The organism is Shewanella sp. MBTL60-112-B2 (genome assembly GCF_019655055.1).
Taxonomy (GTDB): Bacteria; Pseudomonadota; Gammaproteobacteria; order Enterobacterales; family Shewanellaceae; genus Shewanella.
In genome coordinates, this window is sequence record NZ_BPFA01000005.1 from 18493 (window position 1) to 38385 (window position 19893).

A 19893-nucleotide genomic window follows, 5' to 3' on the forward strand; every position below is an offset into this window, starting at 1 on the left:
TTTGAGTCCACGGAGTATACCTTGAGTCAATGTTAATTCCACGACTTAGACAGCAATTTTAGCAATCGTGATAGTATTTATTTACTTATCATAACAACTAATGAAATTAGCATTTTAAAACAGATAGATAAACACTAAATGACAAGCTATTGATTACCTGTAAACAGGCTTAAAACATGTCAAGAAAATGACAGGTGACAGCAAAATAAGCAGTTAAAAAAAACAATAAAAAAAACCAGCAAAGCTGGCTTTTTATTAGTCTATTTTAGGGCGTAAAACTTACCCGATAAGAATGTTCATATTGCTCTAGATGGTGATTTTCGATAGCAATATAGCACCATGGCGATTATTTGAAACATGGCAGATTAATGGTTCAGTTAGCTCGTTCAATATTAAGCAACGGGTTTACCTAAGTGCTTAAGCAAGCCAAAAGCCTTACTCATGTGTTGCCCTGCAACCACAAAACCTTGCAAGCGTTCATCTGTATCGAATGCTTGTACACAACTTCCTTGGCTATCGATATCTAACTGCCAGCGATTAACCTGATGCACTGCTTGCCCCGCCAACTGAATGGGATAATGCGGCGTTTTAACCTTCACCAACATGGCGGGCAATACTACGGCCGTCTCATGGCCTAATAAGGTTTTAGCTAATGCATTGGCGCAAACTAAGGCTGGCTGCAAATACGCTAACACCTTGCCACCAATCTCGGCGCAGTCGCCCAAGGCATATACATCCATTGCCGAAGTTTGCAGTTGGTTATCAACCACTATGCCTCGATTAACCATCAAGCCTGCTTGCTTGGCTAACAAACTGTTAGCCTGTAGACCTGCGGCAGAAATCACAGTATCGACAATGAATGACTCCCCGTTTGCCAGCGTGACTTGCAAACAGCCACTATTATTACTCGAATCATTACTCAAATCGATACGAGTCACCTTAGTATTCAGCGCTAGATGTACGCCTAATTGCTGCATCAGCTTACTTAGCTCAGTGGCAATGTATTCCGGTAATAAATTGGCCATCAGCTGCTCGCAAGGATCGACAGTGATGACCTGCTTGCCTGCAGTTGCGAGATCCATAGATAACTCGCTGCCGATCAAGCCGCCACCTATCACTAATACTCGCTTAGCCAATGCTAACTCTTGCTCAGCGGCTTGATACTCTTGCAAGCTATTGAGTGTCACAATGCGATCCACAGCGTTGCCAGACATAGGTGGCACAAAAGCCCTACCCCCAGTTGCCATAACGAGCTTTGCGTATGAGTACGCCTTACCCGCAACCATGATCTGCTGCTGTTCAGGAGCAATTGAATCTACAAAAGTATTAGCAAACAACTCAAAATTCAGTTGCTCTGCCATCTCTAAACCAGACGCTCTCACCAGATCGCTCGCCAGTTGCTGTTTAGACACCACATGGCTTAAGTCTGGCTTATTGTAATCATCGCCATTATCAGCAGTAAAAACTTGGATCTTTACCCTTTGATCGCTACGACGAATGGCCTTAATAAGCTGATAGGCGGCAAAGCCACTACCAATGATAACGATTGGCGCATCAAGTTGTTCGCTCATCAAGTTATGCTCCAGCTATTGGTTGAAACACTTCTTTACCAATACCGCATTCAGGGCAAAGAAAATCTTCAGCCACATCAGACCAAGTAGTACCTGGGACGACATCTTGATTCGGCTCACCAATAGCGGGGTCATAAACCCAATTACATACGGTGCATAGCATCTTTTGGCTATCAAGCACAGCAACGCTTGCATCACTTTGAGCCACTGGCGTAAACGACTCAACACTGCTATCTATTGTAGCTGGCTCACGGTTAACTATGTTTTGCTTTAATGGTTCAGACAAGTCCTTAAGCGCCCACTGCTTAGCTACATGTTGGCCATACTCACGGCATTCACGCATGGCTTTGCCATCTGGGCGCCACTTGGTTTTCATGCCATAGGTAGTTTCAAAGCCAGCATCAGTTAAGCGCGTATGGATTCTATCAACCGCACCGCCATTCCAACCAAAACTACCAAAAGCAGCCGCTTTTTTGTTTTTAAAACGTAGACCGGTGATCTCTTCTAGCATGCCAGCCACTTTAGGCATCATCACATTGTTCATCGTCGATGAGCCGACTAAGATCCCTTTCGATCTAAAGATACTGGCAAGAATGTCATTCTTATCTTGGCGCGATACATTAAACACTTTCACTGCAACGGCTGGATCGACATCATGGATCCCTTGAGCAATCGCATCGGCCATCATACGGGTGTTATTCGACATCGAATCATAGAATAGAGTAATGCGATCTTCTTGATAATCATTAGCCCACTCCAGATATTGGTGAATGATCTGTGTTGGATTATCACGCCATACAATACCGTGTGAAGTGGCGATCATATCGACCGGCACATTAAAGCTAAGCACTTCATGGATCTTCGCAGTCACTAAGGCACTAAATGGCGTTAAGATATTCGAGTAATAACGCAGGCATTGATCCATTAATTCTGTTTGATCGACTTCATCGTTAAATAGGCGTTCATCGCAATAATGCTGACCAAAGGCATCATTGCTATACAGCACAGCATCACCAGTTTGGTAAGTCATCATGCTATCAGGCCAATGCAGCATAGGCGCTTCGATAAAGATCAATTGCTTACCGTTACCTATGTCCAAGGTATCGCCAGTTTTAACAACATTAAAGTTCCACTCAGGGTGATGATGGTGGCCAACAATTGAGTCCACCGCATTTTCAGTGCAGTAGATTGGGGTATTGGGGATCTTGGCCATTAGCGCAACTAAGGCGCCAGAATGATCTTCTTCGGCATGATTTATGACGATGTAGTCGATCTCATTAAGATCGATCTCCATCTCAAGATTTTGGATAAACTGCTGACTAAAGCGATGATCAACCGTATCGATCAATACCGTCTTTTGCTCACGAATAAGGTAACTGTTGTAGCTAGTCCCTTTAGTCATTTTATACTCGGTACCATGGAAGTCCTGTACTTCCCAGTCGCGTTGTCCTACCCAATGAATGTTGTTTTTGACATGGATTGTCATATTGCCACCTATTACTAAAATTCAAATAGTGTATTAACACTAAACCTGAAGCTGTAATAGCAGCGAACGTGCCAACATTTTATTTAATTGATTCTAAAAGATTTAATGATAAACCAATCAATTCGGCGCTGTCTTTTTGATAGCATTTATCTCTGTCAAAATGATATCGGACAGTCAATAAGACAGTAATTGACTCGAAAATATCTGAGCTTACTAAGCAGTCTATTTTTAAAGGCCACTTTTAAAAGCCATCAAACGGCTTTACACACAATATTCGCTCAGAAGAGGCTAGTTTTCTTAGCTGATACAGAGTCATAAATCTTGTGGCGGATTTTATCCAGTACGCTCAATGACTTACTCAAGCCTGCTACTGGCATCAACCGAGACAACTTTTGAGGCAGGTTCTGTTTGGTAGCGAGTAAACATCGCCGCGATGGCTTCACTGTCGCCAGCAAAGCCTTTCTCGCTAAGAAACTGTTCGTTGTAGAGCTTACATGCTGAGCGCTCAGGGAGATCGCAGTAGAAGGTCACAATCGTTTTACCTTGGCCCATTTTAGCTGCAGCGTATAAAGCCCCTGCGACATTAAGCGCGGCGCTGCTGCCAAGCACAATGCCATCGTGTTCTCTCACATGGCGAGCAATGGCCACTAGATCGCGATCCGGTAAAGAAATGGCTTTATCGATCTTGGCCTGACGGAAGTTTTCAACTAGACGCATAATACCGATCCCTTCGGTAAACGAGCTCCCCGTTGCGCAGTACTCTCCGTCATTTAAATAAGCGTAGATCCCTGAACCATCCGGATCTACTAGCCAGGTTTGTAACTCAGGGTTTTGCTCTGACAAATAGCGCGAGTTCCCTGCGATCGTGCCGCCAGTGCCGGCAACCGACACTAACGCATCGATCTTGCCTTCAACTTGACGCCAGATCTCAGCTCCAGTATTACGGTAATGCGCCTTAAAATTACTGGTATTTTCAAATTGATCGGCCCACCAATAATCGCTGTTGGCCTCACCTAATCGTTTAGCGGTGTGATAGAAATGATCCGGGTTAGCAAACGGGCAGGCATCGACCAACTTAAGCTCGGCATCAAACAAGCTGATCATCTGCTCTTTCTCTGGCGCTTGGCCTTTAGGCATCACCACCAGCATCTTAAAACCTAATGCTTTAGCCACTAAGGCCAAGCCGATGCCGGTATTACCTGCAGTCCCCTCAACGATCGTCATGCCTGCCTTTAATTTTCCGCTGGCGATCGCGTCTTGCACCATCTGCAAGGCGGCGCGATCTTTAATAGAGCCACCTGGATTTTGTTGCTCACACTTAAGCAAGATCTCGCAACCAGTCAGCTCACTTAGACTATTGATCCTAAGCAGATCGGTATTGCCAATAAGATCGGTGACATTGCTAGAAATAACCGGCGGGCTTGTTAAATCGCTTGGATCGGATTTAGATAAAGTAGGCATAGGGTAGGACTCTTTATGGTCTTAATTTTTACAATATTAGTTTTTACAATAGTAGTCACAGAAAACACTAAAGCCAAGTCCATCAAACCTCAGGACTTAGCAGCCGCTCGCCAATCTCACGAACGCGCTGCAAGTTTGAGTGATGCGCTACACCCAGCCTAGCTCGCGGAACTTTGCCAAAGTCTTGCAGAAGTATTGCATCTGCGCTGGCGTGCCGATTGAAAGACGATTCCATCCTTCGCCGTGATTAAACGGACGCCCAACCAAGATGCCTGCTTTTTGCATCCGCTGCATATACAGCTCACTGTCGCCATTCACTTTATGGAAAATAAAGTTGGTTTCGCTAGGAAGATAATCTAAACCCAGCTCAGTAAGTTGCTGATAAACCAATGCTCGAGCCTGAGCATTTGACTTAAGACTTAGATCTAGCCATTGCTGACTTTCAAGACTGGCTTTTGCCGCAACACAACCAATTAAGTTGGCGTTATCAATACTCGCCTGAGCTTGCATCGCTTTAATCAACTCGCCATGAGCAACACCATAGCCGACACGTAAACCCGCGAGTGCATAGATCTTTGAGAAAGTACGGCACACCACAATATGCTTTTGCCCTTGTTTAACTCGCTCAATAGCAGAGACAAATCCCGGCTGTGCTACATATTCCACGTACGCCTCATCAACAATAAAGCTTAATTGGCTCGATGCTTGATCTAACCATTGATTAAGTTCGCTTTGGGGTAATAACAAGCCTGTTGGGTTATTGGGATTGCATAAATACACAATCGACGGACCATTGTGGGCTGCCACTTTGGCTTTCATCGCGCCAAGATCAGTTTGCCAATCGCTATCAAGCTTTACCTTCACCACGGGTACACCACGCGCCATAGCGTAATCAATAATCACACCGTAGCTTGGATCTGGCATCACTAACTGGGTATTAGTTTGCACCAGTGCATCCAATGCCATCTTCAACACTTCAGATGAACCATTGCCGTAGATAAGCTGCGAGGTTTCAAGTGACAAATTGCTGGCAATCGTTGCCATCAAATCACTGCGCGCAGCATCTGGATAACGCCATGCATTAGGCAATGCTTCAAGTACCGCTTGCTGTGCCTTAGGCGCTAGCCCTAATGGATTTTCGTTAAAGTTAAGCGGTATCGCTTCAGCAGTATTGACCCCTGGCGCTACAGTAGGGTTAACTCCGATAGGCGCTGAGTGTGAGCTACAACCTAACGTTGCTAGGCTAGATGCAGCCGCACCAGCATAAAGAAATTGACGACGGCTTAATTTAAAAGAGTTTGACTTAAAAGAACTTAACTGCATATTTAGTTATAATTATTGAATTAATATATGGCTGGGATATTCATATTAAATAGCCGCCATCGCTAGTATTTCAAAGCTAATTTGCTAACTAGATCACATTTAAATCTAGCCGTAAGCTTATATAAATAATGTATAAATTAGCTAATACCTTGCTACTTGTTTAAACATCAAACAACAGATACAAAAAAGCCCTATCAAATTGATAGGGCTTTAAAGCTAGTCGATATAAGGTTAGCCGATTAGCTTATTGTATCTAGTAGATTATCGAGCGAACCAAGCATCAGCCCAAGCGCTACCCACACCTGGCGCATAATGACTTGCTGAACCGCTACACCAGCCACTGTTTGGCCATGGTAGACACTCATAAACACCACCGGCGTTAGTCACAACATCACCAGCTTGGTACTGAGTGCCTGCAGCGTAAGCTGGGTAGTCACCACCTTCATCTTCTTCAACTAAGCTCACGCTAGTACGGCGAGTTAACTCTTGCTCAGGGGCGCTAACCACGACTTCATAGCTACCCGCGACTAAATCTGTCGCAGACAGAGTCATAGCTGAAGTGCTTGCGCTATTAACTTCAGTGCTAGCAAATACGTTATTGCCTTGCACTAAGCTAGCTTTAATCACCATAGTTTGGTTAACGCTAGCGCTAAACTCGATAGTGACACTACCTTGCTCAAGCACATAACGGGGTGCAATACCTGTTACATCAAGAGTAGGTTTAACCACTGGTGGTAAGCCGCCATCACAGTCGCTATCACCTTGCGATTTCCAAACGCCCCACTCGCCTGTAGTACCTGGCTCATCACCTTGAGTCCACCAGCCAGCTAACCAGCTCTGACCTGAATAGCTAACCGTTTCACCGCCAAGGTAAACCTTTGCTTTATCCCATGCGTTTTCACACACAGCACCTTGCTCTTTAACAGTAACAGTTCGCAATGCAATGGTTTGTTGCCCCGCACTGTCTGTTACGCGGTAAGTGAGTGAATACTGACCTAATGTATCCGTATCAACATCACCTTCAATAACGATATGATCAGTTAAGTCACCATCTTCGGCATCAAGTGCGCTAACACCTGCCATAGGGTAAAACTCACTACCAACGAATACACTGGCGTTAGTTACGCCTTTGATTTCTGGCTTGGTGTTATACACTTCAACACTACGCACTTGTTCAGTCAGATTATCATCGCTATCAGACACGCGGTAGGTTAGTGCATACAAACCTAGTGCGTCAGTGTTTACGTTACCTTCGACTTCAATTGACGATGTTAAGTCACCATCTTCCATATCATTCGCGGTTACGCCAGCTAGTGAGTTAAACTCGCCACCTAACTTAACCCGAGTATTACTGATCCCATTAAAAATGGGTTTACCGTTATCAGGCTCTGGCGGCAAAATATCTTGGCCATGAATAAACGGACCGTATGCCTTAATGAATGACTCATTGTAAGCCTGACCCGCTGAGTTTTGCCCCATATCCCAGTTAACTGACCAAGTCATCACACCACGTAATGGTTGACCTTGTGCTTTTAGTTGTTCAAAAGCAGCGTACAGTTTTTGTGGGTCTTTAACATAGCCCGTTGCTGCGGCATCGATGTTAGTAGGAATACCAAACACAAGTTTGTCGTGCGGGATCTTAGTAAAACCATTGTTACCGTTCGCTAGTGCATCAGCGATATGATAAATAAACTCTTGCTTTAAGTTATCGTTGTTTTGGGCAATCCAACCTAGGCCTTCGATATAAATACCGTCACCGCCTTGGTTATAAAACTGTGGGTTAATCCAATCGTAGTAGCCTTCTAGTGCCGTGATATAAGGCACGTACTTGCCACCAGTTGTTAAGTATGGAAATTCTGGCGCCATAGTGATCAAAAAGTTTTTACCTTGCTCACGGTAGTAATCTTTAACGATACGCAGCGCAGCAGGAATAACTGTTTGGTTGTCTGCAGCGGTAACAGCCGCTTGCTCAAGGTCGATATCCAAACCATCAAAGCCATATATTTCGACTAAACGAATGATTTCATCAGCCAATGCTTGCTCTTGACCATTACGCAGCTCAATGTGCGCATCTGCGCCGCCCAATGCGATTAATACAGAACGTCCTTGACGGTTTAGCTCACTGATTTGCTCAATAAACTGTGCTTCCGACAAGCCCACTGCAGGATCTAATTTAAAGGTAGGAATTGTGCCTACAGCGCCATAAACCTTCATAAATGACACATCAACAACGTTATATTGCGGATCAACTTCTTCTAATGTCACACATGGCGCTATGCCACCTTTGTAACCACCACCAGCACACCAGTTATGCCAATAGCCCACAACAACACCCGCTTGTGGATTAACCATATCGCTACCGTTAGCCATAGCTGGAGCAGATAACGCGCCCATAGCTAACGCAACACTAGCACCTAATAGGTTGATTTTTAGTGATTTCATGTATTTATCCCTTTTCATTAGATATAGAAAAGCAACAAACAGGCATGCAATGCGGCCTGTGTCACTTGTGGTAGCGCCACTGCCATAGGTCGCCCCTTAGACTGGATGCTTTGCGTCACCTGCTTTCACAGGCTTTGCCTTTATCATCAAGTGCACATAGTGCAACTTGTAAGATCTGGCGGATTATTATCTGTAACCCTAATGTTGTAAATCGAAATATATCGATTAATCACCAACTTATAACTATAAAACCCATAAAACCATCAAAGACAAAATATTGACAACCAACATATTGATAAAAAACAGATAAAAATAAACAAAATTAAAATCTAACTAGCACCACGACCAATAAAACCCTGTTCTAACCAATAAAAATAACCAACAAAATATATTTTTAAAAAGAAATGCCAAAAAACTTACATAAAATCAAATTCGTCGACTTTTTGCAGTGCTTGTCTCAAAACTCAGTTTATTGACGCTATCTAACAAATAACTGGATAAGGAGTTCAACTTTGGTTCAGCTAGCAAACGCTAATATTGCATGCGTATTAAGCCTTAACCGATCAAACGTTGATTAAGAGAGTTGAATGAAAATCCATGAAACCAACCTAGTTTATGAACACTTACCTAGTGTGATGGTACTTCTTGATTCAGTTGCCTTTATGTGGGTCGTCACCCTAATCACTATCGGTATTTTTAGCTGGTTAGCGTTAAAGCTATGGCACCTACATTCACTTCCTAAATATCTCGCTAAAGAGCGCGGCATGCGACAGGCCAAGTTAGTCTTTTGGCTTTGTATGTTAGGCCTGTTTTGGAAACCGCTTTGGGTACTGGCTGTTATTGCCATCGTCACCGACTGGGACAGAGCACAAGAATGGATTAGAGGGACACGCGCATGAAAGAGATAATGCTGCCGTATATTTTTATTGTCTGGTTATTGTTCAAGTTCAAGGTGATCAAGTCTAGGCCGCGTAACTATTTTATTAGTGTGTTTGTGGGCTGCTTAATTGCACTCTCACTGTTTTTAGCGCACCGCTTTTATTCACCGGCGGATCTGACCAACTCAACGACGGTAAGAGCTCCTCATGCAATCCTCTCTCCTGCATTCGGGCAGCAGATAGATAAAGTTGCAATAGACCATAACCAGCAGGTAAACAAAGGCGATCTACTCTACACCTTAGTCGATGACAAGGTCAGCAGCGCAATCGATGAAATCAATGCACGCATCAATGAGGTTGAACGCAGCATCGAAGCCACTGAAGTTAAGCTGGCGCAAGCAAAGCGTACTCATCAACGCAAAGCCAACCTTGGCGAGCATGTTAGCGAGCGCGACTTAGAAAATGCCGAGGATAACGTAGAGATAATCAAAGCTGAGCTTAAGGTGCAACACGCTCAGCTTGAGGTGCAATACGCCCAACTACGTAAGCAACAATTTGAACTCAAACGCCTTGAAGTTCGCGCCCCATTTGACGGCATGGTCACTCATGTTTATATCGCCGATGGCTCAAGAGTCGGTGCAATGCACCTGTGGGATACTGGGCGTAAATTTGTCGAAATGCGCATTCCAGATCAATCCTTTGCCTATATTCAACCAGGTCAATTTGCCGAGTTTTATATTGATGCTTACCCGGGGCAGATTTTTAGAGCTAGAGTACACAGCAAGGTTGAAGCCACAGGTGAAGCTCAAGGCGATATCTTACCCCGTGAGCAAATGGTATCGCGTCATATCAACTTAGGCTCTATGCCTGTTGGCCGCACCGTAGTGCTAGAAATTGATGAGGCCACTATGGCGATGTTACCTATTGGCGCAACGGGGTCAGCATGGATAAGCGCCGATAAACCTCTGTCGATATTAGGCTTTCTCGACATTATTGGCGGCGCAACCGTGCGCTTAACCGCGGTTAAGTCTTACCTTAATCCGCTTTAACGCAATCAAAAACAAAAAGCACAGCTTAGGCTGTGCTTTTTGTTCAATCTCATTTCGTGCCAAATTACGAGCGCAGTGATTCAATAAGATGCAAAAGACGCATAAATAAATTAATAATGTGCACATACAGCATGCCACCAAAGTCTATCGCTTCATCTAAGGTTTCACCGTACTCACAAGCAACGGCCCAAGTGTAACCAATGTAACCACACATGCTCAGTGCAGCAATCAAATGGATCATATCGTGACTGTGACCAAAGAACAGCAACCAAGTCAGCTCAACTGACACGATCCAACCACCTACCACGCACAATACTTTACCAAAACTAACAAAGAGCTTAGGCACAATCGTTGCGGTAATAATCATTAGTAAGGTAATGCCTGCAGTGTACTCAACAGCTAACGCGACCTCTGCAGCAGTAAATCCTTGTAGGAATAGGCTCAAGGTAATACTGATACTCAAAGTCATCAGGTTGTAGCCTAAAAAACTAATCAAGGGCACCGGATACTTGAGCATAATCAAGCAGCCAGCCATTAATGAAGCAAACACAACTGCCAATAACACCCAAGGATTTATCCATTGCAGTATTTCAACTGGGAAATACGCAACAGCAAGATAGTTAATGCTAAAACCCCAAATTAGCACTAAACCAATCACTAAATTGAATACCCGTTTGCTTACAGGCCTGTCTTCTAAAAAGACGCCTGATAAATACCGATTCATACTGACTTCTGATCTTTGCATGCCAACTACCTTTTGACTAACACCAAGCGAATGCTATAAATTTCGCGTAGCTTAACTAAGGCAGTAGTTTAGCTATATAGCGGCGAATAACTTTTGCAGAACATATCAACAAACAAGGCATTAACTGCATAATACATATACAAAAATCATCTTTCTGCACTTCAAATCTTCCTAGGCTAACCTCTAAAGCCTGTTATTATTCAAACACGGCCTTTTATCGAGCTAGCTATGATCACTTGGAAACATCAAATAGACTCACTAAAGCACCTGATTGATTGGGTGTGGTATCTCGATGTTTCTGCTGACGACAACATTGATGCCATGCCGCAACTGGTGCCCAATGTGAATGCCCATTATATCATTTCGCCCAGCCAACAGCCCTATCAATACACCAGTGCTAAAGCTCAGTTTTCAGGCAGTGGCAGCTACTTGCTTACAGCCAATACTCAGACTTTGATCCTTGATGATAAACCGCCACTGACCCGTTTAGGTTTTCGCTTTACTCCCACGGCGCTGTATCAACTTAAGCAACAGCAAGCTGGAGTTATCGACCAATGCGTAAAAATAGATTGGCTAGATGATTTACTGCCGCCTGAACGCTATCAAGCCTTAATAGCGCAAGCAAATAAAGAAACACTGCTACAGCAGGTTGAGCGAGATCTCAGCCCGCTGCTCACCATCGCAAAGTCTGACCCCACGGTAAACTTAGTTGAAAAGTCCTTACTCTTTATCGAACAAAGCAATGGCATGCTCAGCAGCGAGCATTTAGCCAAGCAGTGTTTTTGTACCAAACGCACCTTAGAGCGTGCCTTTAGCAAAGTGGTTGGCTTGAGCATTAAGCAATATCAAACCATAGTGAAGTTTGAGGCATTGTTTACCCATCTATACCAGCATCCGTTAAATCCAGATTGGGCCGCTTTAGCCGATCAATATGGCTTTAGCGATCAGCCACATTTGATCCGCCAGATGAAAAAGATCTTAGGCGTAACCCCAGCTGGTTACATCAGCGCACGGGATCTTGTTATCGATATTTATGGCGACTTTGAATAATAAAGCTGTTTGCAGCAATTGGTTTGAGCAAACGTTAGCTGAAACTTGTCGCAAATGTTCAATCGCTAGCTTATTGGCCACGCTATGATGGGCGCATATTCATTATTTAGGTAAGCAACATTGTCGATTACACAATTTAAATTAGGCCAAGCAATCCCATTAACAGACTCGCTAACGATTGAGTTAATTAAGGCGAGTGATCTGAGTGAGATCATCACCATGCTGGACGATCCTAAGGTCGCAGAGTATTTGTTTTTCGCACCATCGCCAGTTGAGGTTTACCAAGGCTTCTTTAACCCGATTATTGAAAACACCGCAGAGGCGATTAGCAAAGGCCAATGGCCAGAAAACATCACTGTCGTTATTCGCGATCTTAATGGTCAATATATGGGAATGGCTGGCTTGCCTGCGGTGATGTTTTTGCCTGGTAACTTTGAAGTTGGCTACCAGCTGCCAGTGCACGCTTGGGGTCAAGGTATTGCCACTGCGGCCTGCAAGTTTTTAACTCATCTTGCCTTTAGTGAGCTCGATGCCCATAAAGTGACTGCCGATTGCCACATTAGTAACACCGGCTCATATAAAACCATGCAAAAGTGCGGTTTTATCCATGAAGGCAGCCAAAAGGATTACTACAAGCTAGCGAATGGCTTTGACGATCGCGTGCATTACGGCATCACCAAGGCGCAATTTCAGGCTTTATAAGCATGATTCTTACCCGCGCAGTTAATGCTTCAGCGCTGCTATAAAGGCGCTTTACCAAAGTCGAAATCGGTAAAACTTGGCATACTGTCGATTTAGCTTGGTATAAAAACCGTGATGAGTGTTAAAATCTTGGCCTATTGATTTTAGCCAACATAAAGGTAAGGCAATGAACCCGATTCTTGCGATCTTAAAAGAACATAACGTCAGTGATGAGCAAGCTAAAGAGCTGTTCCAAACACTAACTGAAAACCCAATGATGGCCATGGCGGTAATTGGTCAGCTAGGTATTCCACCTGAAAAACTTCAACAACTTATGGGCCTTGTGATGCAAAACCCTGCCTTGATTAAAGAAGCGGTTGAAGAGCTAGGCTTAGACTTTTCTAAAGTTGAAGCAGCTAAAGCTCAACTGCAGAAGTAAATCTGCTGCAAACGCGAGTCTACAGCCAATAAAAAGAGTAAGCTTAGGCTTACTCTTTTTATTGGCTAAACTGCAGTCTACTTATTGATGATTTAGCTAGCGAACAAGGCTATTGATGCGCGCTCAAGGCTATAGTCAAGCCTTCAAGACAGTAGCAATACAGCTTTATTTAATCACCTTTAGCAGTAATCAACTTAGCTTCAGGGAAAGTAGGAATATTCAGTTCATTAGGTAAACTAAATAGCTCTGCATCAACCACATCATAGCCGTCTGCGGCATCACTAACTTCCTGGTCTTACCAATATCTATATACATTTGTGTCGGCTCAGCAATGGTCGCTAGAGCATCACTAAAAGCGCTAATTTCATCTTTTCAATAAACTGCCATCATCACTCACTAAGAGCAAAATCAGCCGTTTATGACTACCGCTCGACTACAACAAAAGCTTGAGCTAGTGCACACTTCCTAGCAGGCTGCTTGCGCTGTTTCTGCAGCCGCGTACAATCCGCGCCAACAATTTATTGTGCTGTATATCGCTGGAAATTTGGTCCAGAAGTCTCTACCACAAGACCTAATCTTGTGACTACAGCTCAATCACCGTCCGTTGCCAAAGGTCTAAAACACTTGGCAGCCCAGTGGTATCCGCCAATAAATTTATTGAACTCTTAATGCATGAGCCCTGTGCTCACGCATGCACACAATAGCGCATCAATAAATAAGGCATCACAGTGGCGATCTCTAGCTTACTTCTACGTGCGGGACAGTCCCGCTTTATGGAAAACACCTTCCAGCTTTCTAAGCGTAATGCCAATGTTGGCACCGAGCTATACGCAGGTTTTATTACCTTTTTAGCCATGAGTTATATTCTGGCGGTAAACCCAGCGATCTTAGGCAGCATTGACGGTATGGATAAAGGCGCGATCTTTACTGCGACTGCCTTAGCGGCAGCGCTCGCCACTTTAATCATGGGCTTTTTCGGTAATTATCCGGTAATGCTTGCGCCAGGGATGAGCATGAATGGTTTCTTTAAAGGCATGCTCGCCTCAAGCTCTGTGGCGCTGATTTGGCATGAAGCGCTGTTCGGAATTTTCTTGTCGGGTATCGTCTATCTGATCTTCTCAATGACTAAGATCCGCAAACAGATGATTGAGTCGATCCCTGAAGATCTTAAGCTCGCCATCACAGTATCTTTAGGCCTGTTCATCGCCTTTTTAGGCTTAAAAAATGCCGGCATTATTGTTGCTAACCCCGTGGTGCTGGTGAGCATGGGAGATATCACTCAGCCACAAGTTGCCATCGCCTTTATCAGTTTATTTGTCGCCGTCGGCTGCATGGTGCGCAATATTAAGCTGGCCACCTTTATCGCCTTCATGACCTCGATTACCTTAACGCTCATTAGTGATGCAGTACTTGGAACCCAATATGCGCCTATTCCTGAAAACTGGTTTAGCGTACCGCCAAGCATCGAGCCTAGCTTTGGTAAGGTATTTAACTTTGAGTTTTTAACCGTCGATAAGCTATTTGATCTGCTGTTTATCGTAATTATTTTCTTTATCGTCGACTTCTTCGATGGCTTATCGACGATTGTCGGTGTCGGCAAAGATGCAGGTATTATCGATAAAGATGGCAAGGTACCCAATGCGCGCTCAGCATTAGTGGCGGATGCGGGCGGCACGGTTATTGGTAGCGTATTAGGCACCACTTCTATCACCGCGTTTTCTGAGTCGGGTATTGCCTCGGCGCAAGGGGCTAAAACAGGACTAGCGGCGGTGGCAACTGCCTGTTTGTTCCTGTTGGCACTATTTTGCTACCCAGTGTTCTCTATGTTTTCTACCGCTATTGTCGCCCCTGCGATGATCGTAGTGGGCATTTACATGGTTGGCCGCTTAGGTCATATCAATTGGGATCATAAGCCTTCATGTATCGCCGCCTTCTTCACCGTAATGTTTACCATTTTAAGCTTCTCACCGGCTAACGGTATGGCCATGGGCTTTATCAGCTATGCGTTTGCTATGCTAGTAGCAGGTAAAGGCCTTGAAGTGCATCCAATTATCTATGGCTTATCACTGATTTTTATCGCCTATCTAGTGATGCTTTAACATAAGATACTGGCAATAAAAAAGGGTCTGCAATGCAGACCCTTTTCTTTACGCTAAACCAATTAGCTTGCTAAATGACTCACCTTAACTAAGGACACTTTAAAGTCATCGGCTTCGACGATTTCAAATTTCAGCTTGGCAAATTCAACCACATCACTCACCTTAGGAATGGTTGAGTTCACTGCCAACAATAGACCTGCTACGGTAATGTATTCCTGCTGCTTATCGATTAGTCCTATGGTCTCTAAACGCGATTCTAAGTCATGCAGTGAGGTAGACCCCTTAACCAACCAGCCGTCGTTACATACACTGATCTCTGGCGTTTCACCAATATCTGGGAACTCACCCACAATCGACTCAAGCAAGTCGTGTAGGGTCACAATACCTTGAATGCTACCAAACTCATCGGCAAGCACCGCCATACCCGCTCTAGACTCCCTAAAGCCATCAAGTAGACGAATCACGTTGATGCTATCTGGCACGATATAGGCAGGGAAAGCGGCTGCGATATCCGCTAGGTTTTCACCCGCTTCAATGCCTAGCAATAAGTCTTTACTGCGCACGATACCGACTAGGTTATCTAACGAGCCACTGCATACCGGGAAGTTTTGGTGGCGACTGTCTTTAATCGTTTGTTTAATCTTATCGGTGCAGTCCTCTGTATTTAACCAAACCGTCTCACTTCTTTGAGTCATCACTGTGCGCACATTACGCTCTGATAGCGATAATACACCGGTGACCATCTCACGCTCAGCATCTCCAAAGCTAACAGGCGCAGGCTCTGCGCCTTCGTCGTCATCATGGACGTTGTAATGCTTATTACCCATCAAGCGGAAAATGGCTTCAGTCGTACGTTGGCGCAGCGGCACACGCTCAGCATGCTTTGCATGGCTTGAGCTAATCATTTGGTTAAACATTTCAATCAAAATTGAGAAACCAATCGCTGCGTATAGGTAGCCTTTAGGAATATGTACCCCAAAACCTTCTGCTACCAGAATAAAGCCAATCATCAACAAGAAGCTTAAACACAATACGATAACCGTTGGGTGAGCGTTAACGAAGTTAGTGATCGCCTTAGACGCTAACAACATCACAATCATAGACACGATAACCGCAATCATCATCACAGTTAAACTGTCGACCATACCCACTGCGGTAATAATTGAATCAAGTGAGAATACCGCATCAAGCGCTAAGATCTGCGCGATGATCACTCCAAAACTGGCATAGACATTAGCGCCTTGCTGTTGGTGCAAATCTCCTTCAAAGCGCTCATGTAATTCATGGGTTGCTTTAAATAACAGGAACAGACCACCTGTGATTAAAATCAGATCTCGGGTTGAGAAGCTGAGATCGTAAATACTGAACAGAGGCTGAGTTAATGTGACTAACCAAGACACAATACTCAGTAGGCCTAATCGCATAATAAGCGCGAGCGACAATCCGATGGTTCTTGCCTTGTCTCTTTGTTCTGGCGGAAGCTTTTTAACTAGAATTGCAATAAAAACGAGGTTATCGATACCCAGTACGATCTCGATAATAATTAAGGTAATTAAACCAATCCAAATTTGGGGTTCAAGCAGAAATTCCATCGTGTGTTTTCATTTGCCAAAGGCCGGTGCTGTTAGCACCAGTTTGGTCAATAGCTCCAAAATATAACGCATTAATAAAAGTTAAACGCATTTATATGGGAGAATTAACAAAAACGATAATTAATTAAACTTTAACTTTGGATTTTTCACCACAAAGCGTCCCTATGTTTCCAATAGAAAAACCTGATAAACAATTTAAGCCTTTATTAAGCTGCCTCTATGGCTGTCCACTAAACAGCAAAAAGGCCAAGTGAAAATCCCTCGGCCTTTTTAAAAATGACGTGACTAAATAGTGATTATTGAATTTCGAATTCGATGTCTAATTCTGATTCATTCAAACATGTCTCATCCGACTGTACCAATTGATCGAGCTGGTAGTAATGACAAATATCAAGCTCACCTTCTGAGTCGAAGTCTTTACGCTTCAGCCTATGTCCAGTCTCGCTATACCAATAAACACTTTTTTGCTGGTAACCATTTGTGCCGTAACCATAAGTGATCACATCTGGCCCAGCATCACGCCCATAAACCCAGTCACCTGAGTCATTGGTTAGCATCCAAGCTTGATATTGAATATCACCATTAGTGAAATACTTAACCACCGAGGGGGCATCTAACTGTATGACATATAATTCATTTTCAATCTTAGACTCCATCTCAAGTATAGGCTTACCTTGCTCATCTAAAAGATCGTAATAAGCAAACGAGGTATAGCTATCAGGGTCAGTATTTATTCCTTTGCGAAATGTCCATGCATGTTCAGGGTTACCCGATGCATAAAATCGAGTCATAGCCGGTGCACACTGGTTATGATAGGTATACTGGCCATTCTTAACATAGCCCGTTGTAACATTTCCCGAGTCATCAGTTTGCTGCTGAATGGGATAAACCGTACCGTCCTCATCAATAAAATGCTGGCATTCATCAATGGGTTCAATGATAGGTTGAGCATTGATATCGATGCCATATTGATGATCTAAATCGAGCTCTGTCTTAATGTCCCCTGCGCCATTATCAAACTCACAGCGAGTGTAAAGGACGTCTTGTTTAGTGTTTGGGTCTAAATAGCTACACCACTGCGGACTACCATCGGGATTAAATACCTTCTCTTTTTCACGGGTCTGTTCAGCATCATGCCAAGCCATACTGCTGTATGTTGATGCATCATCATCGGCATAAGTAATTAAATCTGGACCAAATGCACGGACAAATAACTCAGCAGCACCAGCAGTCCATTGTTTAACTCGGATCCTACCGCTAGGGTAATACTCGTTGGTTGAAGGTTGATCATCTAACACTAGGCTGTGCCCATTCTCATCTTCGCGGGACTCAATTTTCTTAATAGGCTCGCCTGAAGCATCTAGCGCATCATAATAACTGCGATACGAAATCTGACCGTTATTGTGATTTACCCCATACAAGAAGTGTGTTTGCTCCGATAAATTTCCGGAAATAAAGTATTGAATGTAAGCCGGTTGGCAATCGTGATGACGAATAAATTGCTGATCAATTTCATAACCCCACATTTGGAGTCTAGCCCCTGAACCATCGATACTTTCCTGCATCGATATCGGGTAAATATTGCCTCGATCATCCACATAGTTATCACAGCGATCGATTGGCGTTAACACTATGCTTTCAGCCTCGACAGCGACTTGCTGCACTTGTACTTTCTGCTCTCCCTCTTTCGCTAGGGTTAGCTCTTTAAACTGCTGATAAGTTTCTTGCCCCGCAAAATCGACACTATAGGTTGTTAATGTTAGCAATTTATCGGCGGGGACTTGCAACAAAACTCCACTCCACACCCCGTCAACATTTTCCAGTTCAGTGATCCGCTCTTTATCATCAAATTTAACTTTGGCAAAAGTAGTCAAGCTGGTGTCTTTGCCTTCCCCCATAGCTGGGGCATTCGATGCCACAAAGCTGCTCACGCCATTGGTGACCTGCAATGGAACATCCAAATAAATCTTAAGGTCAGCGGGGTCAGCAACAACTAGACTCACTTCGGCATTAAGGGCTGGGAACAAACCTACACTTTCTTGAGCAACCCTAAGAGCGAAAACACCAGCATTCAATGGGGTAATTTCACCATTCTGATCCACTTTAGCTATCATCTCGTCAGAGCTAGTAAAATTCAGGCTGTTATTGTTACCGCCTGAGATTGTCAACCTAACTCGCTCACCAAAGGCCGTCAGCACAGTGTCTACCGTATCTATTACCAATGGAGAGTAAACGGCAAGATTAACACTCTCAGAATAGCTGGCATAATCAGACTCAAGAGCTAACTTAAAACTTATTGCTTGCGCACTAATACCACCTGGAACACTAAACTCAAGGGTTGCCGAGTCAGTATTGACGACCTCAATAGCCTGCCCTGTTTCTTGTACCCAAGAATACGAAAGTGGATAATTAGATTCTTCACCCAACTTAACGGCGAGAGTCACAACCTCATTAGCAAGGTAGGCCTTATTGGCGCCATTAACGGTCAAACCTGGGATGGCGGGATTAATGACATTTAACTTAATAGTAAGAGGCTGAGATTGCGCCCCCTGCTCATCAAGCGCGATGACTTGAACATCATAGACCCCCGCAGTTATTGCCGAGCCGAAAGTCAGTGATGCACCGCTGATCATCACATCTAAATCAGTACCCAATAACTGGTAACTCAATACATCACCATCAGCGTCGTTGAAGTATGTAGCTAACGGCAACGTGTTATTTTCTTGACCTAATATCAAGTCATGGTCAATGCCATCTGATATCAACATCTGCGGAATTGTATTGTGTTGCGCTTGTGTCGTGTCATCACCGCCACCACAAGCGACTAATGACATAATGGCTACTGCAATTAGTGTTTTTTTCATCCTTAAAACCCACATAATTAGTTAAAGTGAGTATCCATAAACCTCACACCAAGCTGTAACATAGCTGTAACAGCCTGAACAATCAACGCCTAATGCGCTTATAAATCAGATAATTAGGAATTACATACATTATGCAGCGGAGCAAGTATTGGAAGGTTAAAGACAGTGAGATCTTACTTTCAATTAATCTAGCAATAAACAATGATGATTCTG

The 19893-nt window shown here is 43.9% G+C and carries 14 protein-coding genes and 2 riboswitches; of the genes, 6 read left to right on the forward strand and 8 right to left on the reverse strand.

The genetic code is table 11. The features are described 5' to 3' along the window. Window positions 1-392: 392 nt before the first annotated feature. From norW to K5Q73_RS04315, 5 genes are all read right to left on the reverse strand, one after another. Window positions 393-1571 (reverse strand): NADH:flavorubredoxin reductase NorW, encoded by a 1179-nt coding sequence (gene norW, locus K5Q73_RS04295; protein WP_220765361.1) that lies wholly within the window; start codon window positions 1569-1571, stop codon window positions 393-395. Window positions 1572-1575: 4 nt separating this feature from the next. After that, complete coding sequence (gene norV, locus K5Q73_RS04300) at window positions 1576-3057, reverse strand: anaerobic nitric oxide reductase flavorubredoxin (protein WP_220765362.1); 1482 nt, start codon at window positions 3055-3057, stop codon at window positions 1576-1578. Between the two features lie 354 nt (window positions 3058-3411). Beyond that, the gene (locus K5Q73_RS04305; protein ID WP_220765363.1) at window positions 3412-4518 is read right to left on the reverse strand and encodes a cysteine synthase A; all 1107 of its coding nucleotides are present in this window, start codon (window positions 4516-4518) and stop codon (window positions 3412-3414) included. Window positions 4519-4665: 147 nt separating this feature from the next. Then, window positions 4666-5841: a histidinol-phosphate transaminase gene (locus tag K5Q73_RS04310; RefSeq protein WP_220765364.1), complete on the reverse strand. Its 1176-nt coding sequence runs from the start codon at window positions 5839-5841 to the stop codon at window positions 4666-4668. A gap of 261 nt (window positions 5842-6102) precedes the next feature. After that, complete coding sequence (locus K5Q73_RS04315; RefSeq protein ID WP_220765365.1) at window positions 6103-8283, reverse strand: immunoglobulin-like domain-containing protein; 2181 nt, start codon at window positions 8281-8283, stop codon at window positions 6103-6105. Window positions 8284-8349: 66 nt separating this feature from the next. Further along, a riboswitch (cyclic di-GMP riboswitch) is annotated at window positions 8350-8432 on the reverse strand. Window positions 8433-8870: 438 nt separating this feature from the next. Between K5Q73_RS04315 and K5Q73_RS04320 the strand changes: the two genes are divergently transcribed. Then, window positions 8871-9182 (forward strand): Mg2+ and Co2+ transporter, encoded by a 312-nt coding sequence (locus K5Q73_RS04320; RefSeq protein ID WP_220765366.1) that lies wholly within the window; start codon window positions 8871-8873, stop codon window positions 9180-9182. Continuing rightward, the gene (locus K5Q73_RS04325; RefSeq protein WP_220765367.1) at window positions 9179-10210 is read left to right on the forward strand and encodes an HlyD family secretion protein; all 1032 of its coding nucleotides are present in this window, start codon (window positions 9179-9181) and stop codon (window positions 10208-10210) included. Before K5Q73_RS04320 ends, K5Q73_RS04325 begins: the two co-directional genes overlap by 4 nt. A 64-nt stretch (window positions 10211-10274) precedes the next feature. On the opposite strand, the gene K5Q73_RS04330 is transcribed toward K5Q73_RS04325, so the two are convergent. After that, a complete protein-coding gene (locus tag K5Q73_RS04330; RefSeq protein WP_220765368.1) occupies window positions 10275-10955 on the reverse strand; it encodes a Bax inhibitor-1 family protein in 681 nt (226 codons plus the stop codon). A gap of 228 nt (window positions 10956-11183) precedes the next feature. Here K5Q73_RS04330 and K5Q73_RS04335 point away from each other — a divergent pair, with 228 nt between their 5' ends. The 4 genes from K5Q73_RS04335 to K5Q73_RS04350 all read left to right on the forward strand — a co-directional run bounded on the left by K5Q73_RS04335 (window position 11184) and on the right by K5Q73_RS04350 (window position 15224). Next, complete coding sequence (locus K5Q73_RS04335) at window positions 11184-12005, forward strand: AraC family transcriptional regulator (protein ID WP_220765369.1); 822 nt, start codon at window positions 11184-11186, stop codon at window positions 12003-12005. Window positions 12006-12125: 120 nt separating this feature from the next. Further along, the gene (locus K5Q73_RS04340; protein ID WP_220765370.1) at window positions 12126-12707 is read left to right on the forward strand and encodes a GNAT family N-acetyltransferase; all 582 of its coding nucleotides are present in this window, start codon (window positions 12126-12128) and stop codon (window positions 12705-12707) included. Between the two features lie 166 nt (window positions 12708-12873). After that, entirely contained in the window at window positions 12874-13125 is a 252-nt protein-coding gene (locus K5Q73_RS04345; protein WP_220765371.1) for a DUF2999 family protein, read from the forward strand. A 506-nt stretch (window positions 13126-13631) separates the two neighbouring features. Then, a riboswitch (purine riboswitch) is annotated at window positions 13632-13731 on the forward strand. A 122-nt stretch (window positions 13732-13853) separates the two neighbouring features. Then, entirely contained in the window at window positions 13854-15224 is a 1371-nt protein-coding gene (locus tag K5Q73_RS04350; protein ID WP_220765372.1) for an NCS2 family permease, read from the forward strand. Window positions 15225-15286: 62 nt separating this feature from the next. Here the strand turns inward: K5Q73_RS04350 and K5Q73_RS04355 are convergent, their stop codons facing one another. Both K5Q73_RS04355 and K5Q73_RS04360 read right to left on the reverse strand, forming a co-directional pair. Continuing rightward, a complete protein-coding gene (locus K5Q73_RS04355; RefSeq protein WP_220765373.1) occupies window positions 15287-16816 on the reverse strand; it encodes a TerC family protein in 1530 nt (509 codons plus the stop codon). A 296-nt stretch (window positions 16817-17112) separates the two neighbouring features. Next, window positions 17113-19680 carry a hypothetical protein gene (locus K5Q73_RS04360; RefSeq protein ID WP_220765374.1) on the reverse strand — a complete coding sequence of 856 codons (2568 nt, stop codon included), beginning with the start codon at window positions 19678-19680 and terminating at the stop codon, window positions 17113-17115. Between the last annotated feature and the right edge of the window lie 213 nt (window positions 19681-19893).

Bases quoted from the DNA above. Each gene is read 5' to 3' on its own strand.
- norW (WP_220765361.1), bottom strand. From the start codon at position 1,571: ATGAGCGAACAACTTGATGCGCCAATCGTTATCATTGGTAGTGGCTTT.
- norV (WP_220765362.1), bottom strand. From the start codon at position 3,057: ATGACAATCCATGTCAAAAACAACATTCATTGGGTAGGACAACGCGAC.
- K5Q73_RS04305 (WP_220765363.1), bottom strand. From the start codon at position 4,518: ATGCCTACTTTATCTAAATCCGATCCAAGCGATTTAACAAGCCCGCCG.
- K5Q73_RS04310 (WP_220765364.1), bottom strand. From the start codon at position 5,841: ATGCAGTTAAGTTCTTTTAAGTCAAACTCTTTTAAATTAAGCCGTCGT.
- K5Q73_RS04315 (WP_220765365.1), bottom strand. From the start codon at position 8,283: ATGAAATCACTAAAAATCAACCTATTAGGTGCTAGTGTTGCGTTAGCT.
- K5Q73_RS04320 (WP_220765366.1), top strand. From the start codon at position 8,871: ATGAAAATCCATGAAACCAACCTAGTTTATGAACACTTACCTAGTGTG.
- K5Q73_RS04325 (WP_220765367.1), top strand. From the start codon at position 9,179: ATGAAAGAGATAATGCTGCCGTATATTTTTATTGTCTGGTTATTGTTC.
- K5Q73_RS04330 (WP_220765368.1), bottom strand. From the start codon at position 10,955: ATGCAAAGATCAGAAGTCAGTATGAATCGGTATTTATCAGGCGTCTTT.
- K5Q73_RS04335 (WP_220765369.1), top strand. From the start codon at position 11,184: ATGATCACTTGGAAACATCAAATAGACTCACTAAAGCACCTGATTGAT.
- K5Q73_RS04345 (WP_220765371.1), top strand. From the start codon at position 12,874: ATGAACCCGATTCTTGCGATCTTAAAAGAACATAACGTCAGTGATGAG.
- K5Q73_RS04355 (WP_220765373.1), bottom strand. From the start codon at position 16,816: ATGGAATTTCTGCTTGAACCCCAAATTTGGATTGGTTTAATTACCTTA.
- K5Q73_RS04360 (WP_220765374.1), bottom strand. From the start codon at position 19,680: ATGAAAAAAACACTAATTGCAGTAGCCATTATGTCATTAGTCGCTTGT.